The sequence below is a fragment of the Flavobacterium sp. HBTb2-11-1 genome (genome assembly GCF_009826975.1).
Taxonomy (GTDB): Bacteria; Bacteroidota; Bacteroidia; order Flavobacteriales; family Flavobacteriaceae; genus Flavobacterium.
Window position 1 is genome coordinate 153,045 of sequence record NZ_WUMO01000005.1, and the last position, 21,341, is coordinate 174,385.

The window sequence follows — 21,341 nt, forward strand, 5'->3', positions numbered from 1 at the left end:
TAGCGTTTTTTATTTTATTAAATGGTTAAGCTAATTTTCAACAGGAATAATTTCTTCTTTAACCCATTTTACTTCGTTATTTTCAATAACAACCGAAACAGTATCACCATCTTTGACTTCTCCAGAAATTATTTTTTTAGCTAAAGGTCTTCTTAAATGCGTTCTGATAATGGTTTTAATTGGTCTTGCTCCATATTTGGCATTATAGCCGTTTTCTGCAAGATAGAGTTTTGCTTCTATCGGAATTTCGACTTTAACATTAATGTTTTTCAATAAGTCTGTAAATTCTTTTTTGAGGTGTATATCGAAAATCTTTAACGCATTTTCTTTTTTGATAGGCGCAAAAGGTATGATTTCAGTTAAACGCCCTAAAAACTCTGGTCTGAAATAATTTGCCATAATTTCCACTAAAGAATTTGAAGTTGGGATTTCACCACTATTGAATGTGTTGACAATATGATCTGCGCCAATATTTGAGGTAAAAAGAATAATTGCATTGGAGAAATCGCCTTCTTTTCCTAAACGATCATGGAGTTTTCCTTCATCCATAATCTGCAAGAAAACATCAAAAACAGAAGGATGTGCTTTTTCAATTTCATCAAACAAAACAATAGAGTAGGGCTTTTGTCTAATCTTGTTTACTAATAAGCCTCCCTCTTCATACCCAACATAGCCTGGAGGTGCACCGTAGAGTAAAGCTGCAGAATGTTCTTCTTTAAATTCAGACATATCAAAACGAATGATTGCATTTTCATCCTGAAAAAGAAATTCAGCTAAAGATTTAGCTAATTCGGTTTTTCCAGTTCCGGTTGGCCCTAAAAAGAAAAATGACGCAATTGGCTGTCCAGCCTTGCTTAATCCCGAGCGTGATTCGAGAATAGATCCTGCAACAGTTGCAATGCAATGATCTTGGCCAATTACCCTTTTTCCTAAAACATCTTCAATGTTATTTAGTTTATGTTTCTCTTCTTCTTTAAGTTTACCCGCAGGAATTCCGGTTTTTTTAGCAATTATCAAAGACAAATCAAAGGCCTCAATGTGAGAACGTTTATCAAGTGCTTTTTCTTCAATTGCACTAATTAGGTTTTCAATATAATTCAGGATCGATTCTGATGTTTCAAAATTTCTTTTTTTATTTTGCTCATCAGGATCCATTAAAAATGTTGCTTTGTTTATTAAATCAATCAGGAACCAATTGTATTCTTTTATTAATTGATTTTCAGATAAATTGTCCTTATTTTCTTTTAGAAGATGTAATCTATTGATAATAGATTGTTTTTCGTTAAGAAAGGTTTCTCCTGAAGTTTTTAATACAGACATTGTATGGTCAATCAAGTTAATGGCCGACTCAGGAAGGCTTTTTTCTTTTAAATACCTTTTTGATAATCGAATAGATTCTGAAATAGTTTCATCATCTATTTGTATTTTATGATGCTCTTGATAAGTTTTGATAGACTCACGAATCATTCGAAACAAGGTTTCATCATCAGCTTCTTCTAGTTTAACGATGTCAAACATTCCAGCAAGCCCTTGCTCTTTTTCAATTCTTTTGGAATATTCATCAATTGTAGAGGTTGCAATAATATTTAACCCTTTTGCTAACTCACCTTTAAGAACATTTGAAACACCTGAATCTCCTCCATTTTTATCGAGTAAAATATGAATTTCTTCAATAATTAAGATAGCTTTCGGATATTGTTTAAGTTCCTGAATACAGTTTTTTAAGCGATCTTCTATTTCTCCTTTGTATGAAGCTCCAGCAATAAGTGAGGATAGATCAAGTTCAAAAAGCTGTACCTTGTTTAAAATATCTGGAACTTGATTGGCAATTACATCTTGAATAAGAGTATCAATTAAAATTGATTTCCCAATGCCGCGATCGCCAATAAGTAGCACATTAGGTTTAGAAAATCGGCAGAGTATTTCTTTTATGGCATTCAATTCGGCTTCACGCCCAATTGCTGATATTCTTTTTTTATTTTTTTCAAGGTTTTTATGAACGCAATATTTACTCAAAAAACCTTTTTTTACTTCTTGTTTTACACCATTCTCCGTTTGTGGAATAACAATCTGATCTTCTAGCAATTCATTTCTAGAGATCGGGTAGGACTTCATTTGATCGAAGTTGAAACCTACGCCAGGAGAACTTAGAGCAATTACAATAGCATAGAGGCTAATTTCATCTTCATTTAAAGCAATTCGCACCGATTCTGCTTCTTTTATAATATCGTCGATCAAATCGCTTGGTTCAGCATCAAGAACATGAGTGGTTTTTGGCTCTTCTTCGATTCGAACTTCGGCCCATTCATCAAGATAGTAAACATCTTTACCCATAGTTTCAAGCCTCTTCAAAAGAGATAAATCTCTGTTTAAAATAGCTTTTAATAAATGGGATGCTGAATAGTATTTATTTGAATTGGTTTTAGCAATTTTCTTAGCAATTTCTAATGCACTTAATAATTCTGCACTGAAAACGTTTTTTTCTTCTTCCATATCAAAAATTAATCTTTAGACCATATCAGGTATTTTTTTACTTTATAGCTGATATTTAATCCTTTAATGCAGTTAGTTTGTTTGTCTTTGTTTAAACGTATTGATTCAATTCTTATCTTTTTTCCTTTTACAGAAGCACATAATTGAGAAAAAGTCAATAGATCATTATCATTTTTTACAACAGGAACATCTAAGTCATCACATAGAAATTCTGCAAAATCATCTTTTGTTTTACTGCCTTCCGCTACTTTTTTGAATAAAATTTCAAACTGATCCTCAGACATTTTTGGCGCTTTTTTAGCTACAGCAATACTGTCTTTTACAGTTTTTGTTTTTGGAGCTACTGGAACATATTGTAGCATTTCTTCAAGCGGATCTTTCTTCACAGAACCTCGAGGCAGTGCGAAGGCTTCAGCTTTTTTCTCGAATTCATACGAGCTGACATCCAAAGGATTAGTTTTTTTAATGACTCTAGGATGTACATAAATAATTTTCTTTGCCACACGACTGAAATCCCCATTTATGACTAAAGTGATTGTTTTTTCTCCTGGAGTAATAAAGCTGTAAACTGGAGCAGAAGAAGTTTCATCTATGCCTTTATTTTCACCAAAAGCCCATTCCCAAGTTTTGGCATCATCTGAGATTGACTTAAAATAAGCAGGCTGTCCAACTGTAATAGTTCTAGGAGCAATAATTTTTGGTGTACCTATTTTATCAGCCGCATATTTATCCTTTATAGTGATTTCTTTTGTATGAGTACAATTGCCATTTATGGTTAAAGTCACATAGTATTTTCCTGGATTTTTATAGATGTGAAAAGTGTGTTTTCTGACATCTTTTTCTGACCCATCTCCAAAGTCCCAAATCCATGATTTTGCATTGGGAGTTTTGTCATAAAATTCTATCGATTCCTCTGATTGTGAATAATCTGCAAAAATGTAAAACTTGGCATCTTCACAATCGACATGATTAAAAAATTGGATGATAAACGCAATGATTCCAGCTAATAAGAGAAGTGCAAAAAAAAATACAACTCTAACATCAATATTTTTTTGATTCATTTTAATGTTTTACTATGTAAGATAATTTTAACAAAAATTGGAAGCAAATGTAGTTTTATTTATTTTAAAAAACTTATTTTTTATAATATAAATTTTACAAAATTTATTTGTATTCTTACAAAATATTTTATTAGGTTTGTAGCCATCACCTTCAAAATTGTAAATAAATTCATTATAAAGAGGTTACGTTCAAAAAGAAGAATTTTCGCAGGTTTGAAAAATTAAAATAAGCTGAAAAGTTTGTTTTTTATGTTGCTTAAAAATTTAAAAATGATCCATTTTGGGTTTGAAATAAAGTTTAATTATCTAAAAAAAGAGTAATAAATAATATTTTTATGAGGCAGTTTGTTATAATGATTCTTATGATGCATTTATTTACGGAATGCCATGCTCAAAAATATATTTCGCAGATTCCCTTCAAATATGATTATTCTTTGGAGCTGTTAAAAAAGCAGGCCCAAATGAATGAAACAGGTTTAAAAAATAAAACCATCGTCAATGATAATTCAGAGAATTTAAGTGACGAAATGCTTGCTCTAAAAGAAAAATACTCCATTATTCTGGCTGTAATGCCAAATAAAATTACCAACTACAAATTATACTCCTACATAGATCCGTGGCTTAATACGCCATATAAAGAGAAAAGCTTTTCTAAAAAAGGAATTGACTGTTCTTATTTTCTACAGTCTTTATACAGTGACGTTTACAAGGTTACGCTTCCAAAAGATCCAGCAGGTATGTGGAAGTCTAAATCTATACAAATTTTTACTGGACGAAGTTTTCTTGCCGAAGGCGATCTTGTTTTCTTTCGATACGATAAAGACCATCCGATATCTGATGTTGGTCTGTACCTGCATAATGACCGAATTCTGGCTTGTACAGACAAAGGTCTTGCAATATATAATTTCAATGATGAATATTTTCAGTTACGATACATAGGCGCAGGACGAATCAACGAGGATGGAAAGAAGAAGTAAAAAAAGTCTTGAAGATCTTGCATTCGAAATTGAGAATATTTCGTATGACATTAGGGCTGAAGTGATTGCTAATGAGCTTCTTGAGTCCAAAGCAATTGTGCAGGATGAAATTACGGTTTCTAATCAGGGACAATTCTCGCGTGCGTATAGAAGCGACATTTTGGAGGCAGTAATTCAGGATGATAATTATGATAAACAGGAATATTTAAATATACGATTATCGCGCGATAGTATGTATGATGCCCTTCCAGAAGGTTTTGTACATAGTTTGACCGAAAATAATTCTGATAAGTCTGTAAAACAGATGATAAAGGAGCATAAACACCAGAAAAAGCAAGAAGCAGAAGCTCGTGTTTTTTTTACTCCTTTTGAAAACGAAATTTTTCATTATCGTACTAAAATAGAAAGTGTTGAAAGGAATTTTTTATATAAACTGAACGGAAGCAAACCGTTGGATTTTTTCTATGATTTTTGGGGATTATCACACATTTACCCTGAAATTTTAGTTTCAAAATTTATACAGCTGCTGCCTTATGCATATAAAATAGTGGGAGACATTGAACTTGCCTGCCAATGTTTGTCAAGCATTATAGAAGAAAAAGTAACCTATACAACAACAAGTTCTAAAGAATATAGCGAAGAAGGAGAGCAGGTCAGGTTAGGAGAAAATAGATTGGGAGTAGATTTTATTACTGGAAAAGATTACATGGATTATTCTATGAACTTAAGGATAGAAATTGGTCCTGTTACCAATAAACCGTACCAGCAATATCTTAAAAACGGCGATATAAAAATATTTATAGATTGTTTTTGCGAGCATTTTTTTCCAATGGAAGTCGACGTAAAAACAGTGTTATTGATTAATAAAGAAACAGAAGAGTTTAATTTTAGTAAAGAACCTGTGTTAGGGTATACAACACGAATTTAGTAATGGTAAAAAAGCATTTATTAGCCCTTATTGATATTAGGCTTATTGTATTTTTAGTAGTAATTATAGCAGTAAGCTTTATACTTACAATGGTATTCAGCGATAAAATAAAAGAATTTGCAGTACAGTATAAAAGAAAGTTTTACATCTATGTTTTTTCATTTGTATTGATTTATGCCCTGGTTGGTTTTTTGGGATACAATAAATTATTTACAGAGTTGTCAGACGAATTTCTATTTTATCAAATTGCGTCACTGATATTCGGAATTCTTAATGTTTACTTATATAGATGGTACTTTAATGAGTTTAACCTAAAAGGTGTTGTGGGGATCGAATTGTTGTTTTCATTTTTAATAACGCTTTATTCGAGTGTATTGTTTGTAATTATTTATACCGCTTTAAACGGAATTGCGCTAACATTTTTAATGTGCTCCCATTTTTTGGTATTTATTGTTCCAACAGGCGTTTATGCAGTTTTTAATTACATGATGCAGATACCTCCAAAAGAATATGTTACGTGGAAAATTCCCGATAGGAAAGATCCTTTTCCAGAGATTGAGAATGTCCAGATGAAAGATTTACTGCTTATTACATTATTAATCCAGAAAAATGAAAGCGATACAAAATATACTTCTATAAGGTCTAAAGGTCCTGTAAGAATTGATTTTGGAGCATTGTTTTATCATACCGTTTCAGGATATAATGACCATAATGCCGACAGTAAAATTGATTTAAAGCACAATGGAGAAAATTGCAGTTGGGTATTCTTTTTACAGCCAAAATGGTATCAAACAGCCAAATATGTAGATGCAAAATATACTTTGGGTATGAATGGCATTACTGAAAATTCAGTGATTATTTGTAAAAGACAGAAAAAAGAAGAAATCAAAGTCAATATAAAAGCTAAGGATAAAGAAGGTTTTATGTATGAACCTAAGATTGAAAATAAGGAGAAGGAAAAAGAGGTTGCGGTTTAATTTTTTTGAAATGTTATGTACTATATAGATAAACCTGAAAAGGCATCATACGATAAGTTTCATATTTATAAAATCAAGAAAGGAGATACGCTCGAAAGTGTTGCTCGTGATCTTGGCATGGATGCTCAGGAACTTAGAAGGTATCATAATATGTACTGTGAAATTCCTGATTTAATAGAAGCTGATTTTAAAAGTTACTTAGAGTATCTGATTTTAGCTCCCGAAAAATCTATTGAAACACAAAAAGAACAAACAGAAAAGAAAACTCAAAAAGTTAGTTTAGCAAGTAATTATACTCTGCCATTTGTTGCAGACAAAATTAATAATGATTACCAAGTTAACTATACAACTGTTTTTGGAGATGCTGTTGATACAATAGAAATGAAAGTAAGTGTAAAATGGCTTGCTACTGACAGAAATAATTATCATTTGTTTGAAATAAATAAAGGATCTATTTATGTAAATAATAGTATACCAGATACCATTATGGATGAACTGGCCGCTAAAACTGCTGCTGTTTTATATCCGCTAAAAATTGTGGTGGATCAATCTGGAAAGTGGGTTGATATTTACAATTATGATGAAATAGAAAACCGATGGAAGGATACAAAAGATGAAGTTCTAGATTATTTTGAAGGGGAAGTTGCAGAAAATTATATTGAACAGACAGAATATGCTTTAGAAAATTCTGAAACATTACTTAGTTCTCTTGCTTCAGATTATTTTTTGAGAGCTTTTTTTAGCGGCATTTACGTTGGTTATACCTCAAATTATTCATTTCAAAACGAAGTCTTTTTTCCATTAGAGAAAGATGAAGAATCGAAGTTTGCAGTGCAGCAAAAGATAGATTCGATTTTGGATGAATCAAATTTGGTGAAAGTAGAACAGAAAGGAGATTATATAGATTCTGGAAGTGAAGCCAGTTTTGGATTTGACCCGTGGAAAGGAAAATTCAAGGCTTCGTATTTTCTTGATGAACATAGTTATTGTATCGAAAAAATAGATTTAGAATGCAATATTGAGTATGATGAACCTATAAAAGTGATTGTACAAATTGAATCTTTAAAGAAAGAAGAAACTCAGAAGTAAAGAGTTAAAACAGAGTAGTTAAGCGAATGTAATATTTATAATGGTAAGGCAATGAGTGAGAAACATATAGTAGTTCAGGGAGCTTCACTAAAATGTAAATTTAGCGTAGAACCCAAAAAAGATATATTAAAAGTAAAATCGCAGAATAAGCATTATGCTAATGATAAAGATGCAGAGAAAAAACTCATTGCTACCGACAAAGAAATTGGACAGACATTAGAGAAAAACACATTTGGGAAATGCAAAATGCAGCCAAACGGAAGCGGAGATTATCTACCATGTCAGGCCACAATTACGAAGTGGAGTGCTTTTTACGAAAAAGTAACCTTGAGCAATCAAGGGAAGATTTTACTAGAAGACAGTAAAGGAACTTGTCCTATTGGAGGGCCAGATTGTATAGAAGTAGATAAACACGGTCAAAAAGCAGAAGCAAGCAAACAAAATGCTAAAAAAGCGAAGCCGCAGGTAAATAATCAAATAAATCCTTTGGTTAATACCTCAAAATTTCAAGAGAGTTTAGAAGAGAGTGATTCTATTTGTAAATAAAATAAAATAGTATGTCAGATTTTAAAATAATTGGAAATCCGGATCCTGTTGTAGGTAAGGAAGAATTCTACTCAGTAAATACTTTTTTACCGAGTATTCTGCCTTTTCAAAATTCAGCTTCTAATAATAGTTTTGAACAGCCTGTAAAATGGGAAATATATATTCTCGAAAACGGAAGATGGCGCAAGACAAAAGAAAATGATAAAACAGGAAAAAGAATCTCTTATACCTTTCTTCAAAAAAGTCTAGAAAGAAAAGGCATCCGTATTCTGGCAAGAAGAGGAGAAGACGTGGCACGCCTTAATATAACTTCACATCCTGCCGAAAAACCAAAAATTGAAAGCATAGTACTGCTTGATAAAAACGGACAAAAACCTGCGAAACCGCTTTCTTACGGACAGACTCTAAAAGCAAGGGTTAACTGTCTCCATATGGAAAAACACAAAGTATATGTTACCCTTTGGGAAGATGATGCAGCTGGTGCAGGACACAATAAAGCAAATGAAAAAAATATAATACAGACACTCTCTGGAATTGTAAAGAACGGTAAAGCAGATGTTGACTTTTTGCTAAAACCAAGTTTTGCTAAAATTGCAAAACAGAACGGTTCAGAAGAAGGAAAAATTCATGAATACTATGTTACAACAGATTTTAATAAAAATAAAATTGCAAGTAACAACGTAAACGTAAATGATCTAGAAACACCTGTAGCGCCGTATAAAGCAAAAGTTCCAGTACAACAGCCAGCAACACCTAAACCTAAAGCTTCTGTACCACAGCCGGCACAGCCAAAAACTAAAGCACCAGTTTCTGGTTCTACTACCGCTCCAAAAGTTAAGGCTGAAATTACCAGAGTACACATTACAAACTCTGCCAAACAGCCGATAAAAGGAGTCCATAAGGAAAAAGGAATTATTGTTTGGGTTGATTCTAAAGGACTTATTGGAAAAGAAATTCGTCTTAAATTATACGATGAAGATTACTTGAGTAATGATTTACTGTTTGATAAAACAGTTAAAATTACTGGAGATATTTTTCCAATTCCAGTAGCATTAGATACAATACTTCGAAGCAAAGGGGGAATATCAGGTGAAGGTGCAGAACAAGAAGTTTTTGCTGATGTAGAAGTAATTCAAACTAGAGATCATAAAAAAAGTGAGGTTGTAGATGTAGATGCTAAAGTTTTTAAACCAGATCCTGTAGAGCATACTAATAAGACTGCGAAGATTGGTGAGGGTGATAAAAATGAAGGGAAAGAAAAAGAAGGAGGATGTGAAAATTGTACTAAAGATATTACTTTAGATCAGATTAAAAAGATTTGTGTAGATAATAAAGGAAAGTGTTTGATAGAAGATGATGGAATGATAACATCAGCTCTTCCTCATTTAAATGCATACAGAAAAAAAGTAGGGATTAATACTTGTGTTAGAAAAGCTCATTTTTTAGCGCAAATAGCGCAGGAAAGTAAATTTTTTGATTTAGAAGAAGGGTTTAATTATTACTGGGAAAGTTTGATTGCAACCTTTGGAGCGTTTACTTCAGTAGAAGGTAAAAAGAATGCCAAGTTATGGGGTAGAGAAATCAAAGATAAAGGAACAAAAGGTTACAAAGCTGTTAGTCAGGAGAATCAAATAAATATCGCTAATTGGGCGTATAAGGATAATAACTCTAATAAAGGTTTTGCTTCTGGAGATGGTTACAGATATAGAGGACGAGGTTTTAAGCAAATTACTTGGAAAAGTAATTATAAAACTTTATCAGAATATTTTAATAAAAATATGAAGATTAACGATGAAGCTGATGTAAACTGGGAAACGAATTATTCAGATTTAATGAATAAACCAAAAGATGCTATGACTTCAGCATTAGCTTATTGGGGTAAAAATAATATAAATTCAGTAGCTAATGAAAATAGTGCTAAAGCTGTTGAAAAAGTTACAAAAAAAATTAATTCAGCCTTAAAAGGCTTAGAAGAAAGAAAAAGTTTTTTTAAAAATGCAGTTAAATTTTTAAAAGTAAATGATTGTAAAAAAGGTTCAGATACAAGTACTGAAATTGGAACTGTAGTAATTGTTTCGGGTACTGATACGAAGAAAGAAAAAGATCCAGCGCAGGATATTTATTGGGTAATGTATAAAACGAGTGTTTATAGAGACATGAGTTTACAGAATTATAAAAATCTTAAAACTTCGAAAAAGTTACCAAATCCGGATTATACAACTTATTTAAGTAGAGATACACACCAAACATATAGTAAGAAACAGGGTTCGTTTAAACATTCAGATAAAAGATTTGGACAGTATAATGAAATTCCTCCCGGAGAATATTTTTTAGTTCCTGGCGTTGCAGGTCAAACATATAAAATATATGTTATTGATTCAGAAAGTAAAGGAGCATCAGCTGAAAATGGTATTGATGGTGTAGATGGTGCAAGAGGCGGGGTTGCTTTACATCAATATTGCCCAAGGTTTTCGGTTGGATGTTTTACATTTAATTCAGGAACAGATACTGCTCCAATTACAAATTTTATGAAAGAAGTGCCAGATTTGAAATTGAATGATGATAGACCAGTTAGATTTATTGTTGAAGAAAGAAAAGTAGTAGAATCAACATGGGATGACCCCAAAAAAGGAACAAAAAAATGGACTGGAATATAAAATTTAATAAAATGAAAAATGCAATAATTGTTTTATCCTTATTGATAGGATTGATTTCTTGTAAGGATAAAGAAGATAAAAACAATGTAAAAGAAAGTACTATAGAAAATATGAATGAGATTAATGAAGCACCATATAATATTTCAAATATAGGAGAAGGTAAGAAATTTAATTATGATACTTTGTCTGTAGACTATATTAACAAGGTAAAAACAAGCCTCGTAAAGAATAATTTTAAATTTCCAGATGAACAGATATTTAAAAAAAGAACTCTAGAAGTCTTTAAAATAAATTTGTACGATTATAAAAACAATATTATTGTTTTGAGACCAGCAATGTTTACTGAAATTGCGATTAAAGAAAGTAGATTTATCTTAATTGAAGATCAAGAAACCGATGGCAGTGAAAATGCTATTAATGAAAACCTTGAATTTTATTATAATTCTTATGTATTCTATGAGGATAAAATTGCATTTAATTGGTTGAAGTCTCGTTATAAACAGCAGTTAATAGATTTAGTTGTACAATACGGCTATAATTCTGATAAAGAGTTGGTGAAATTTGTATTTAAAAATTACGATTTTGATGATAGTGTTTCATTCCATGATTTGATTTTTACATACGATGTAAAATCTAAAAAATATATTTTAAGAGAAAGTATTCTAAATGATATTGAAAGTATTGTCTATAAAGGAACAGTTGAAGGCTATACAGAAGCAAAAGAAGGTAATGGCTATAATAGTTTCTCTGATATAATTGAAAAAATAAGAAGTAATCCAAACAACTACTTGGATGCAGAAAAATACATTGCTTTCTTATATGAAAAAGATTTAAGAGTCGGTGTAGTAGGTCATATAGAATCTAATTTGAGTGAGAATAAAAAGTATAAAACTTTTTTAAAGGAAAATAATTACTTTAATCTTATGAGACTGAAAGAGTATGTAGAAATTGTTTATGGAGGAGATTCAGATTCTGATGAAGTAAGTAAGATTTTTAAAATCTCGGACCCAGATGGATTTACGAATCTTAGAAAAGAGAAAAATTCTTCATCAGAAATTTTACAAAAAATAAATAATAATACTGAAGTTGAAGTATTAGACGATTCAGGTAATTGGTGGCTGATCAAAACAAGTTCTGGAAACAAAGGATATGTTTATAAAACCAAGATAAAAGCTGAATGATTTAAGTAGTTAGTATACATGCTCCTTGACATATTGAAAAGAAAAGCCCCAGCTGACAAAAGTTTTATGCTTTTGTTAGCTGAGGGAATTAAAAATTATAAAAAATAATTATGAGAAGTTTAATGATTTCCATTTTAGTTGTTTCTATTGTAAGTTTTAGCTTTTGCAATTCTCAGACAAAAGAGAAAAGAACAGAATCAATAAAGAAAAATGAAGATAAGTTATATGCTGAATATACACCATTAATGAGAGATTTGCTAAAAAATAATAATTACAAATTCTTAGAACATAGTGTATTTAAAAATAAAGTTATTGAATATTTTGGAGTTGATATTGATAATGCAAAATTTAATGATGTTTATTTAGAAAGTGGCCTTGGGTACACGGCTTTAAGTAATGAAGGGTTTATCGATACTTATCAAGTTGATAGAGGTGTAATTGATGGAGCTGGAGATGCTTTTGCAGATATTCTCAAAGACGGATCAAATAATGACTATAATATTGATTTTATAAACTACAATAAGGTTTTATTTAATGATGATTTATCTGCAATATCAAAAGTCAACATAGATAAAGATAAAGTTGAAGATATTGTAGTGTATTTAAATTATGAAAAAAACAATCTTTTAAGTAATTCATTTGTGAAGAATATAAAGAAGGTTGACAATTATAATGAAAGTTTTAAATGGCATCTTTTATGGTATAATAATAAAACAAAACCAGATGTAATTAGAAAAAAAATATTGCAAGATATAGCTAATAAAAAGCCTGATTTTATTTTTGATTTAGCTTATTTTCTGAATAATAATTCTAATAAAATTAAAGAGAAAACAGATGGCGCATTGATTGATGCTACACTTGCTTTTTTAATAGATGTTGAATTACAGCATTATGAAGATAAGGATTTGAATGATAATAAAGGTTACAGTTTACTTAATAATTTTTACATTCAAAATCCTAAGATGTTAGACAGATTTAAATCTCAAAAATTTTATGGGTATCCTCTAATTGAAAATTATACTAAAAAGTATTTATTAATGTCAGAAGAAAATGAAATTTCTTATGGTAAAGTTATAGATCCTGATGGTTATACTAATTTGAGAAAAGATAAAAATAGTACATCAGTTGTAATTGAAAAAATTAAATCGGGCGAAAGAGTTGAAATATTAGATGATTCAGAAAATTGGTGGCTGATTAAAACAAGTTCTGGAAATAAGGGATATGTTTATAAAACCAAAATAAAAGCAGAATAATATAATAGCATACATGCTCCTTGACATATTGAAAAGAAAAGCCCCAGCTAGCAAAAGTTTTGTGCTTTTGTTAGCTGAGGGAATTTAAAAATAGAAATTATGAAGAAATTAATAAATCTTATTCCAGTTTTTATTATCATTTTTTTTAATTCTTGTAATTCAAAAAATACTGATAATAGTAATACAAAGAATCTAAAAAAAGAAGAGGAGAGTGTCAAAACCAGTAATTATTATTCAGATGCAGATTTCGATAATCTTTTAAAATGTGGAGATTATTCATTTATGGATGGATATTTTACAGTGCCTGATTATGGATGTATATATCAACCTCCTACAGTAAATATTTTAGGAAATGTAGAAATATATCTTCTTCCCAAAAAAAAGTTGATTACTGAAAGTGATATTGAAAAAGAAGAAGATTTAATCGCGAAAATGAGTATTAATAACTTAAAGATGAATTATGATGTTTATATTTTGGTAATTGATAAAAAATATTTAACCCATAATGATAAAATGGATGTTCCATATTTTCCGCATTTCCCTTACAAACAATTGATTTATAAGTGGACAGATGGATTGTGGAAAAATATTGCTACTCTTAATATAAAAGATAAAAATGATTCACAATATAAAAAGTGGAAATCAGATTTTTTAATTGTTCCTGAATCATCACAAAAGCAAGAAATTGGAGAAATGAGGGGAAGTTACTTTATTAAAACCAAAGTTTCCAGTATAGAGACAGGTGATCCCATTGAAATTAATTTTTATTTTGAATTTCAAAATTCTAATGCCATACTAAGTATAGGGACTAAAAATTCGCTTGAAGCATATTGTGAAGGTAGCTATGCAGTTGTTAAAGATAAGGATGGTTTGAAATTAAAATATACAGGAGAAGGGACTTGTACATCAGATGAAGAAGAAAGTTCTTTTTTAATTAAAAAAGAGAATGATCAATATTATATAAAAAGTAAAAGATTTATAAATGAGGATTGGCAATTATTTAAAATGAAGAGCTAATTAAGAATATATATTTTATTAAAACCAATCATTTTAGTTTGAGTTTTACAAAAGTAGTCAAGAATAAAAATATAGAATAATAAAGGTTCCTTGACATATTGAAAAGAAAAGCCTCAGCTAGCAAAAGCTTTATGCTTTTGTTAGCTGAGGGAATTAAAAGAAGTTAATAAGAGATTATAATGAGAAATTTAAGGATAACACTTTTTGTTTTAATATCAATCTTGATATTAAGCTGTGAAAATAAAACTGCTAAAATTGAAAAAAATCAGCCTATTGTTCTTGAAAAAGAAGGTAATGATTTAGAAAATATTAAATTTTCAGAATTATTTAACGAAGGATCAATAATAAAATTTACTCCAAATGATTTAAAAAAAACTAATTCACCAAATGAATTAGAGTTTAAGAGAAAATTAGAATTGTTTGAAAAAAAATATCTAGATAAAAAAGGTTTTGATTCAGAAAACTTAATTGTATTGGTAAATAATGAAACTTTTACAAATTCAGAACATTTTATAGATAGTAGCTGGTTAAAATACTTTGTACAAAAATATGATTTAGGTCTAGAATCAAATAATGTTATGGACGCTGCAATTTCCCAAGAAGATTTAAATGCAGTTAAGATAATTGTGAATACTGGTTATATTCTGTGCAAAGATGAAATCTTATTGGCATTACAAACTAAAGAAAACTCTATCATTAATAAAAAAATAAATAAAGACAATAATGGATATGATGAAAATGGTGATTTAATTTTTTATGATGATAAGGAGTCAAAGGCAGAAGAAATATATAAGTTTTTAAAGAAAAATTATAGTTATAAGATATTTGATAAAGATGGTTATACGAATTTAAGGGACGATGCAATGAACTCTGCTTATATTTTAGCAGAAATAAAATCGGGAACACCTATTGAAATTTTAGATAATAAAGATCAAAAATGGCTTTATATTCAGACTAATGATGGTCAAAAAGGGTATGTCCATAGAAGTAGAATCATCAATTAAGCTAAAGTTAATCTTTTGAATTTTAAATTAAAATGGACAACAAACGATAAAGTTTGATAAGGCTCATTGACATATTGAAAAGAAAAGCCCTAGCTAGCAGGAGTTTTACATTTTTGTTAGCTGAGAAATAATAAAATAGAATAATATGAGAAAAATAGTTTTTGGTCTGTTACTGTTAAGTGTATTGTTTTCTTGCAAGTCTCAAGATAGTAAAGAAGATTTTAAAGGAACATGGATTGAGGTACAAAAAAGAGATAATGATTTTTTGATTATTGATTGTGGATATAAAGGTGAAGATATAAAAATTATTAATGATTCAATTTTTGAAAATGGTGTAATGGAAAGTACTAAAGCAAAGATTGATCATATAAAAGAAGATGAAACAGGAATATCATTGTTTATAGATAAAACGGAAAAAGTATATTATAAATTTTCATTTGTAGATAAAGAAAAAGGTCTTGCCAAATTGGAAATTAAAAATAATGATTTACCAATTGTTGTTAAATATTTTGTGAATGAGGTTAGTACTGATAAAATAAAAAAAATAAAAGGTGCAAAAGCAGATTGTGTCACTGATGACGATGCAGGTGATTCTGTTAATGATTCTTTTACTCTAAATGATGGAAATGTCCTTTTAATAGAGGATGATAATTGTATATCATTATTAGACAAAAAAGAAAATTTAATCTTTGAAAGATGTTTTGATAATTGTAATGTAAAAATTAATCATATAAAAACCACAGGTTTGCCACTAACTATTATAAGTGGACATAATTCAATTGACGTAGAGTTTCATAAAAAAGGAGAAGATTGGGTTTCTAACTCAGTTACATATTTTAAAAGTTTGCCAACTGGAGAAGAAAAAAGCACTAAACAAATTGAAGTATCTCTTAAAGAGTTCAATTTTGATAGCGTTATTGAACAGTTTGGAGATAATGATATAAGTAACTTTTAATTAAGATGTGTAGCGGCTTTATGCTTTTTAGAACTAAAATATAAATCCAAGAGAGAAACTGAAAATCAGACTCAGTGCGCATAATTGTGTCTATTTAACCCGTAAAATCTTGTTATAATAAGAATAACAACGCTAATAATCAAAATCTAACCCAACAAAAGAGAAACGAAAGATTCTCATTTCAAAATAAAAACTATAGAATTATGATCGAAAAATTAAGTCATTTTCCCGTAAACTGGATTGATGGGATGAAGATAAATAAGAGTCATTTTTTATCTATTCAGGACAATGTTTCTGAGTTGGTAAACGATGCAATAGGTATTCATACCACACCTATAAGTTATGGTCTGCTGGATTCTGGAAATCAAAACAAAGAGGCTACAAAAATTACTTTAGGAATCGATAATCACAAATTGCTTCGCGTTCGTGTAGAAGAATGCCACGCCATAACACCAAACGGATCCAGAATTGAAATCAGTAAAAGCAATACAGATACATTAGACCTTCAGATTCCGTATCCAGAAGATACTTACGAAATAAAAGACGGCGAACAATTGGTTTTATTGGCTTGTATATCGGTTAATTCTAAAAAGAGAATCCCTTTTGGCGAACCAGATCCAGATGAGGTTCCGCCAAGGTATCCGTACACACAGCCAGAATACAAACTGCATTTAATTAAAGCAGAAGAATTCCGTTCAGGAATTGGATACGGTGGTTTCTATCTCGCAATTGGTAAAATTCTAATTGGCGATACTACAGTTTTAGACGAAGACTATATTCCGTCTTCTGTAACAGTATCCTGTCATCCTAAACTGGTTGATATGCAAGCGCAGATTGCCCGTTCATTTGGTCAGATTGAGATTTACTCGGTTCAGATTTCTCAAAAAATTAATAGAGGACAACAGACAGGACTTTTACCGCAAACCGTAATGCAACTGGCAGACAATACTGGGTATTATTTAGGCAGTTGTTTAACGCAGTTTCGTTGGTTTTCACTGCATCAGCATCCCGCTTCAATGTTAAGCACGGTGGTAGCATTTGCCAGAGTGATGAAGAATTTTATCGATTCAAAATCAGGAGCAGGAAAAGAAGAGCTGTTAAACTATTTTGCCGAATGGTGTGATATTTCGCAAGGAGATTTCGAAATATTGTTTACTACACTTATAAATGCTGGCTACGATCATGTGCATATTGATAAAACAGCTTCACTGGCTATAAATGCTTTAAGCAGAATAGAGAAATTATTCGAAACATTAAGCAAACTGGATTACATCGGTAAGAAGAAAGAAAACATCGAATTGTTTGTTGCTGAAACAGAGAAAAAAGACATCGTTCATAACCCGAAACGTCACGGTTTCTTTATAAAAGACTAAAAAATAAAATAGTAATATAATTATGGAAGTATTAAATAAACAAGAACGCCAAAAAGCATTTATTGCTTTTTTAATTGCCTTTGTCCTGACTTTTGCAGTTATGCTGATTGCAGTTTCGTTCAACTTTTACATGCCTGTAGCAGAAAACAAAATGCTAAAAGCAGAAAATGAAATGATGAAAAGAGAATACGATTATCAAACTAATTTTTCGGTTAAAATTGACAGTATCAGAATGACAATCGATTCAATCAATTCGCCAAAAGTAGATAACGATTTTCAGCAGCGTCTGGCAAATGTTATGATTGCCAATATCTATCAAAAAGTTCCCAAAGACACTACCGAAAATAAAAAATTATATAACAATGTTATTCTAGCTTACAAGAATATCATTGATTACAAAAAACAAATTAGGAGTCTTACGCACAATTCGCACTTAATAGACAGTTTGAACCAGTCGGCTAAAACGTACAAAGAAGAATTAGAAAAAGTAAGCAGGGACTTAGATGTATGTCGTCAGGTTTACCAAAATCAATAATTAGAAATTTAGAATAAAGAAATCAATAAACTAATCATTTAAAAATTTGAAATTATGTTGTCAAACTATGGAATTGGAGGTAATGAAGTAAAAATTGATGCAGATGAAGCGATCACTGCAATCCCTCAGAACAGAACACTTGTTGCTCAAAAATTAACAGTAGATGCTCCTGTAAAACCAGAATTGGTAGAAGGAATTACAAGCATCGAAAAAGCATTCGAACACTTTAAGCCAGAAGTAAAAGTAAACTTTGAAACTGCTGATGGTGCTACTAAAGTTGAGCCTTTAAACTTTAAAAACTTAGGTGATTTTGGTATAAAAGGAATCACAACACAAAGCAGTTTTTTATCTGATCTTGAAACAGAAAAAGATCAATATCAAAAAATTATCCGCCAGTTAAAATCAAATAAGATTTTAAAAGCGGCTTTAGAAGACGGAGAAGCAAAACAAGCTTTGTTAGAAAGCCTTGGAGCATTGATCAATGAGTTAAAAGAGAACAAATAAGAAATTAAAAAAGTATAGATATGTCAAGCAAAGAAGCATATAAAGGAGATCTGGATACAGCGGTATTAGAACCTAAAGCAGTTAAAGGAATTTCAATTGAAAAGAATGTTGAAAAACTGGCTAAATATGGCGGTTTTGATTTGTTGGAAATGGCAATTGAAGGAGTTCAAAACCTTAATCCAGATAGAAAAGCAAGAAGAAAAATCTTTTTAGGAGAAGTAAACAAAGCAAAAGAAAGAGAAACACTTTTAAAAACTTTAGAACTTTGGTCTTCAGTTTTAAGCAACAATGAAGCTTTGACTGATATGGTGGCGCAAAGTGAAGACAAATGCAAAGAGTCTGAAGCTTTATTGCAAAAAAACCTTGCTAAAGCTGTTGAAGATACAAGAGAAATTGAAGCTGCTTACAGAACGTTAGCTTTATTCTTTAAAAACACAGAATCGGATAAAGTAAAAAATGTTACGATTGTAAACGCAGAATTAGATCAGTTAAAAGATCTTGACAATACTCGTTTTATTGATGCGATTCATGCAGAATTAGTTGATAATTACGATCGTTTAGACCTTAAAAACAACTACGGTATTTTAGTAATTCCAGGATATTTAGGATCTAATAAAGTGATCGAAAAATGGGCGAAAATTGCACATGAAAACAAAGTGATGCTGGTTACAGATTTCGAACACCTTGATGAACCGGATGATGTAATGGAAATGTTCGACGCTGCTTCTTTAACAGGAGGAGATGTGTACCGTTCTAACGTAATTATGACTTGCAACTGGCTTGTTGGACGTGGAAGATTTGATCAAATTGGAGAAAACGAAGATTTACACGTTGCACCTTCGGCTGCATTAGCAGGAAAAATTTACAAAACATTAATGTCTCAGGTTACTGCAGGTAAGAAATTTGGAGGAATTAATGAAGTTGACGGAGTGAAGTTTGATCTTAAGAAAAGCGAAATTGCTAATCTTGAAAACTTAGGATTAGTTCCGATGGTAAATGAATACGGTAAAGTAATGGCTTTCTCTGCTAAAACATTATTCAGTGGAGATAACTTAGGATTGCAAACGTATTCTGTAGTTCGTGTTTTTGATTACGTAACTAAAGTGTTAATGGATTTCCTTAACCGTCGTGCTTTCGAAAACTTTACTGCAAAAACGCGTAAAGAAATTATGAATCAGATCGTTGCTTTCCTTGATGGAATTACTGGTCCAGATAAATTAATTGAGAATTTTGAAATCCGCAGATTTGAACAAGATTCAATTCAAAAAGACAGAATCTATATGGATATCCATATGAAACCGTATTTCCCTGCTAAAAACTTCCTTATTAAGATGGATGGTCACAAAGGTGATGACGGAACAGAATGGGATACAGATTACGAACAAAAATAATTGTACAGTAAATAAAAAAAGGAAGCACATAAAATTGTGCTTCCTTTTTCAACAAAACATTGATCTTTTGAATGATCAAACCAAATAATTCAAATTCATGAACGTACTTAAAATTTTACTTTTAGTCGGTTTGTTTTCAATATCAAATTCGATTAAAGCACAAAAAGTAAATCAGATTGATACTTTAAGCTGTCCTATTACGCAAAATGATTTATTGCTTTCAGGAAAGTTATTTGCAAGTGCGACACCAATTTTACTTCGTGTATACAATGAAGATTACGAATATGCTGTTTTTCAGTTAGGTAAAAGAAAAAGCAGTATCTATCTATATTTTAAAATTTTTACAGATAACGTCTGTGTAAAACAAGAACAGCCACTAGAGTTATATTTTAAAAATGGCGATCGCTACTTACTAAAAAACAGTTTTAAAGTTAATTGCGATGGCACTGCGGCTTTAGAGCTTAGAAGAAAAGATATTAAAAAGTTAATGTCTAACTCCATAAACACTATAAAGTTTTTTACCCTCAAAAAAGACTATGAATTTAGCCCTACAGAAGTCGACAATCAAAATATAAGGTTTTATCTGCACTGTCTAAAACTCTACAAAGTGAGAAAGAAAAAATAAAATTTAATTGAGTTAATTTTTTACATAACTGTACTATAATCTATAAAAAATAAGATATGCCATTTCCAGAATTGAACCTTTCATTAGGACTTACAGATAACGACGGTTCTGTTTTTTATGCAGGAAGCGGAGAAGGAAAAGTAATTGTAAAAACAGATTCTGCTTTAAAAAAGCATAGTATCAATATCACAATTTCAGAACAGGAGGTTGGATCAGTTTATTTGAATACGCATTTAGAAGGTGTCGAAATTCCAGCTGAAATTGAAGTTCCTGTTTATCAAATGATAGTTACAGACGATAAAACAAACGAAAAAGAAGTGTATAAAGTTACTCGTGATACTTTTTTCTATAAAAAGCAAACAAAGAAAAAAGGATTATGGAGTTTTTTGGGTTTAAAATTCTTAGCTCCAAATAACTTTCTTTTTGAAAATATCCCTTTTGAACCTTTAAAAGAAGAAATGGAAACGTATGATATTTCACGATACAGAAAATTAAATGAAGATAAGCTTACCTATACTTTTCAAAAAGACGAACAAAATATCCAACTTTTTGCAGGTGATATTAATGCATTAAAAGTAGAGAAAGGAATAAGCTATTTTGTAATTGTTGATGAGAAAAAGGGACAGAGGTTTATTGGAGATATACTGTACAGAGAAAAATTTCTAAAACTCACGCCATCAGTTAAACTGCACATTATAAAACGCAAGAAAGTTTCAAAGGAAATGGAAACTGATAAAAGAGGTCGAGCTAATAAGTTGATTTATATTTAAAAAGT

19 protein-coding genes are annotated in these 21,341 nt (G+C 30.6%); 17 read left to right on the plus strand and 2 right to left on the minus strand.

Translation table 11 applies throughout. The features are described 5' to 3' along the window. Nucleotides 1-30: 30 nt before the first annotated feature. The gene (locus GR162_RS12415) at nucleotides 31-2,493 is read right to left on the minus strand and encodes an AAA family ATPase (RefSeq protein ID WP_160782429.1); all 2,463 of its coding nucleotides are present in this window, start codon (nucleotides 2,491-2,493) and stop codon (nucleotides 31-33) included. An 8-nt stretch (nucleotides 2,494-2,501) separates the two neighbouring features. Further along, the gene (locus GR162_RS12420; protein ID WP_160782430.1) at nucleotides 2,502-3,554 is read right to left on the minus strand and encodes a PKD domain-containing protein; all 1,053 of its coding nucleotides are present in this window, start codon (nucleotides 3,552-3,554) and stop codon (nucleotides 2,502-2,504) included. Nucleotides 3,555-3,907: 353 nt separating this feature from the next. Between GR162_RS12420 and GR162_RS12425 the strand changes: the two genes are divergently transcribed. The 17 genes from GR162_RS12425 to GR162_RS12505 all read left to right on the plus strand — a co-directional run bounded on the left by GR162_RS12425 (nucleotide 3,908) and on the right by GR162_RS12505 (nucleotide 21,336). Further along, a complete protein-coding gene (locus GR162_RS12425; protein WP_160782669.1) occupies nucleotides 3,908-4,531 on the plus strand; it encodes an NlpC/P60 family protein in 624 nt (207 codons plus the stop codon). Next, entirely contained in the window at nucleotides 4,515-5,459 is a 945-nt protein-coding gene (locus tag GR162_RS12430; protein WP_160782431.1) for a type VI secretion system baseplate subunit TssG, read from the plus strand. The genes GR162_RS12425 and GR162_RS12430 overlap by 17 nt, the downstream gene beginning before the upstream one ends. Before the next feature lie 2 nt (nucleotides 5,460-5,461). After that, nucleotides 5,462-6,436, plus strand: a complete 975-nt coding sequence (locus GR162_RS12435; protein WP_160782432.1) for a TssN family type VI secretion system protein — start codon at nucleotides 5,462-5,464, stop codon at nucleotides 6,434-6,436. A gap of 15 nt (nucleotides 6,437-6,451) precedes the next feature. Further along, a complete protein-coding gene (locus tag GR162_RS12440; RefSeq protein ID WP_160782433.1) occupies nucleotides 6,452-7,525 on the plus strand; it encodes a LysM peptidoglycan-binding domain-containing protein in 1,074 nt (357 codons plus the stop codon). 51 nt (nucleotides 7,526-7,576) lie between these two features. Further along, a complete protein-coding gene (locus GR162_RS12445; RefSeq protein WP_160782434.1) occupies nucleotides 7,577-8,071 on the plus strand; it encodes a DUF4280 domain-containing protein in 495 nt (164 codons plus the stop codon). Between the two features lie 11 nt (nucleotides 8,072-8,082). Next, nucleotides 8,083-10,728 carry a hypothetical protein gene (locus tag GR162_RS12450; protein WP_160782435.1) on the plus strand — a complete coding sequence of 882 codons (2,646 nt, stop codon included), beginning with the start codon at nucleotides 8,083-8,085 and terminating at the stop codon, nucleotides 10,726-10,728. Continuing rightward, entirely contained in the window at nucleotides 10,713-11,909 is a 1,197-nt protein-coding gene (locus GR162_RS12455; protein WP_160782436.1) for an SH3 domain-containing protein, read from the plus strand. The genes GR162_RS12450 and GR162_RS12455 overlap by 16 nt, the downstream gene beginning before the upstream one ends. Nucleotides 11,910-12,019: 110 nt before the next feature. After that, on the plus strand, nucleotides 12,020-13,162 hold the full coding sequence (locus GR162_RS12460) for an SH3 domain-containing protein (protein WP_160782437.1): 1,143 nt from the start codon (nucleotides 12,020-12,022) through the stop codon (nucleotides 13,160-13,162). Nucleotides 13,163-13,261: 99 nt separating this feature from the next. Then, entirely contained in the window at nucleotides 13,262-14,179 is a 918-nt protein-coding gene (locus tag GR162_RS12465) for a hypothetical protein (RefSeq protein ID WP_160782438.1), read from the plus strand. A gap of 179 nt (nucleotides 14,180-14,358) precedes the next feature. Beyond that, nucleotides 14,359-15,183: an SH3 domain-containing protein gene (locus GR162_RS12470; protein ID WP_160782439.1), complete on the plus strand. Its 825-nt coding sequence runs from the start codon at nucleotides 14,359-14,361 to the stop codon at nucleotides 15,181-15,183. 145 nt (nucleotides 15,184-15,328) lie between these two features. Then, nucleotides 15,329-16,138 carry a hypothetical protein gene (locus GR162_RS12475; RefSeq protein WP_160782440.1) on the plus strand — a complete coding sequence of 270 codons (810 nt, stop codon included), beginning with the start codon at nucleotides 15,329-15,331 and terminating at the stop codon, nucleotides 16,136-16,138. A gap of 203 nt (nucleotides 16,139-16,341) precedes the next feature. Further along, nucleotides 16,342-17,511: a hypothetical protein gene (locus GR162_RS12480; RefSeq protein ID WP_160782441.1), complete on the plus strand. Its 1,170-nt coding sequence runs from the start codon at nucleotides 16,342-16,344 to the stop codon at nucleotides 17,509-17,511. A gap of 22 nt (nucleotides 17,512-17,533) precedes the next feature. Beyond that, entirely contained in the window at nucleotides 17,534-18,046 is a 513-nt protein-coding gene (tssO, locus tag GR162_RS12485) for a type VI secretion system TssO (protein ID WP_160782442.1), read from the plus strand. A gap of 54 nt (nucleotides 18,047-18,100) precedes the next feature. Continuing rightward, on the plus strand, nucleotides 18,101-18,550 hold the full coding sequence (locus tag GR162_RS12490; RefSeq protein ID WP_012025252.1) for a hypothetical protein: 450 nt from the start codon (nucleotides 18,101-18,103) through the stop codon (nucleotides 18,548-18,550). Nucleotides 18,551-18,570: 20 nt separating this feature from the next. Further along, the gene (locus tag GR162_RS12495; protein ID WP_160782443.1) at nucleotides 18,571-19,941 is read left to right on the plus strand and encodes a DUF5458 family protein; all 1,371 of its coding nucleotides are present in this window, start codon (nucleotides 18,571-18,573) and stop codon (nucleotides 19,939-19,941) included. Between the two features lie 97 nt (nucleotides 19,942-20,038). Continuing rightward, entirely contained in the window at nucleotides 20,039-20,566 is a 528-nt protein-coding gene (locus GR162_RS12500) for a hypothetical protein (RefSeq protein ID WP_160782444.1), read from the plus strand. Nucleotides 20,567-20,622: 56 nt separating this feature from the next. Then, nucleotides 20,623-21,336 carry a hypothetical protein gene (locus GR162_RS12505; RefSeq protein WP_160782445.1) on the plus strand — a complete coding sequence of 238 codons (714 nt, stop codon included), beginning with the start codon at nucleotides 20,623-20,625 and terminating at the stop codon, nucleotides 21,334-21,336. Nucleotides 21,337-21,341: the final 5 nt, after the last annotated feature.

What these genes read in the sequence shown, in the direction of transcription:
- tssO (WP_160782442.1), top strand. Translation starts at nt 17,534, where the DNA reads ATGGAAGTATTAAATAAACAAGAACGCCAAAAAGCATTTATTGCTTTT.
- GR162_RS12450 (WP_160782435.1), top strand. Translation starts at nt 8,083, where the DNA reads ATGTCAGATTTTAAAATAATTGGAAATCCGGATCCTGTTGTAGGTAAG.
- GR162_RS12465 (WP_160782438.1), top strand. Translation starts at nt 13,262, where the DNA reads ATGAAGAAATTAATAAATCTTATTCCAGTTTTTATTATCATTTTTTTT.
- GR162_RS12460 (WP_160782437.1), top strand. Translation starts at nt 12,020, where the DNA reads ATGAGAAGTTTAATGATTTCCATTTTAGTTGTTTCTATTGTAAGTTTT.
- GR162_RS12435 (WP_160782432.1), top strand. Translation starts at nt 5,462, where the DNA reads ATGGTAAAAAAGCATTTATTAGCCCTTATTGATATTAGGCTTATTGTA.
- GR162_RS12455 (WP_160782436.1), top strand. Translation starts at nt 10,713, where the DNA reads ATGGACTGGAATATAAAATTTAATAAAATGAAAAATGCAATAATTGTT.
- GR162_RS12430 (WP_160782431.1), top strand. Translation starts at nt 4,515, where the DNA reads ATGGAAAGAAGAAGTAAAAAAAGTCTTGAAGATCTTGCATTCGAAATT.
- GR162_RS12490 (WP_012025252.1), top strand. Translation starts at nt 18,101, where the DNA reads ATGTTGTCAAACTATGGAATTGGAGGTAATGAAGTAAAAATTGATGCA.
- GR162_RS12475 (WP_160782440.1), top strand. Translation starts at nt 15,329, where the DNA reads ATGAGAAAAATAGTTTTTGGTCTGTTACTGTTAAGTGTATTGTTTTCT.
- GR162_RS12415 (WP_160782429.1), bottom strand. Translation starts at nt 2,493, where the DNA reads ATGGAAGAAGAAAAAAACGTTTTCAGTGCAGAATTATTAAGTGCATTA.
- GR162_RS12505 (WP_160782445.1), top strand. Translation starts at nt 20,623, where the DNA reads ATGCCATTTCCAGAATTGAACCTTTCATTAGGACTTACAGATAACGAC.
- GR162_RS12445 (WP_160782434.1), top strand. Translation starts at nt 7,577, where the DNA reads ATGAGTGAGAAACATATAGTAGTTCAGGGAGCTTCACTAAAATGTAAA.
- GR162_RS12495 (WP_160782443.1), top strand. Translation starts at nt 18,571, where the DNA reads ATGTCAAGCAAAGAAGCATATAAAGGAGATCTGGATACAGCGGTATTA.
- GR162_RS12440 (WP_160782433.1), top strand. Translation starts at nt 6,452, where the DNA reads ATGTACTATATAGATAAACCTGAAAAGGCATCATACGATAAGTTTCAT.
- GR162_RS12425 (WP_160782669.1), top strand. Translation starts at nt 3,908, where the DNA reads ATGATTCTTATGATGCATTTATTTACGGAATGCCATGCTCAAAAATAT.
- GR162_RS12480 (WP_160782441.1), top strand. Translation starts at nt 16,342, where the DNA reads ATGATCGAAAAATTAAGTCATTTTCCCGTAAACTGGATTGATGGGATG.
- GR162_RS12470 (WP_160782439.1), top strand. Translation starts at nt 14,359, where the DNA reads ATGAGAAATTTAAGGATAACACTTTTTGTTTTAATATCAATCTTGATA.
- GR162_RS12500 (WP_160782444.1), top strand. Translation starts at nt 20,039, where the DNA reads ATGAACGTACTTAAAATTTTACTTTTAGTCGGTTTGTTTTCAATATCA.
- GR162_RS12420 (WP_160782430.1), bottom strand. Translation starts at nt 3,554, where the DNA reads ATGAATCAAAAAAATATTGATGTTAGAGTTGTATTTTTTTTTGCACTT.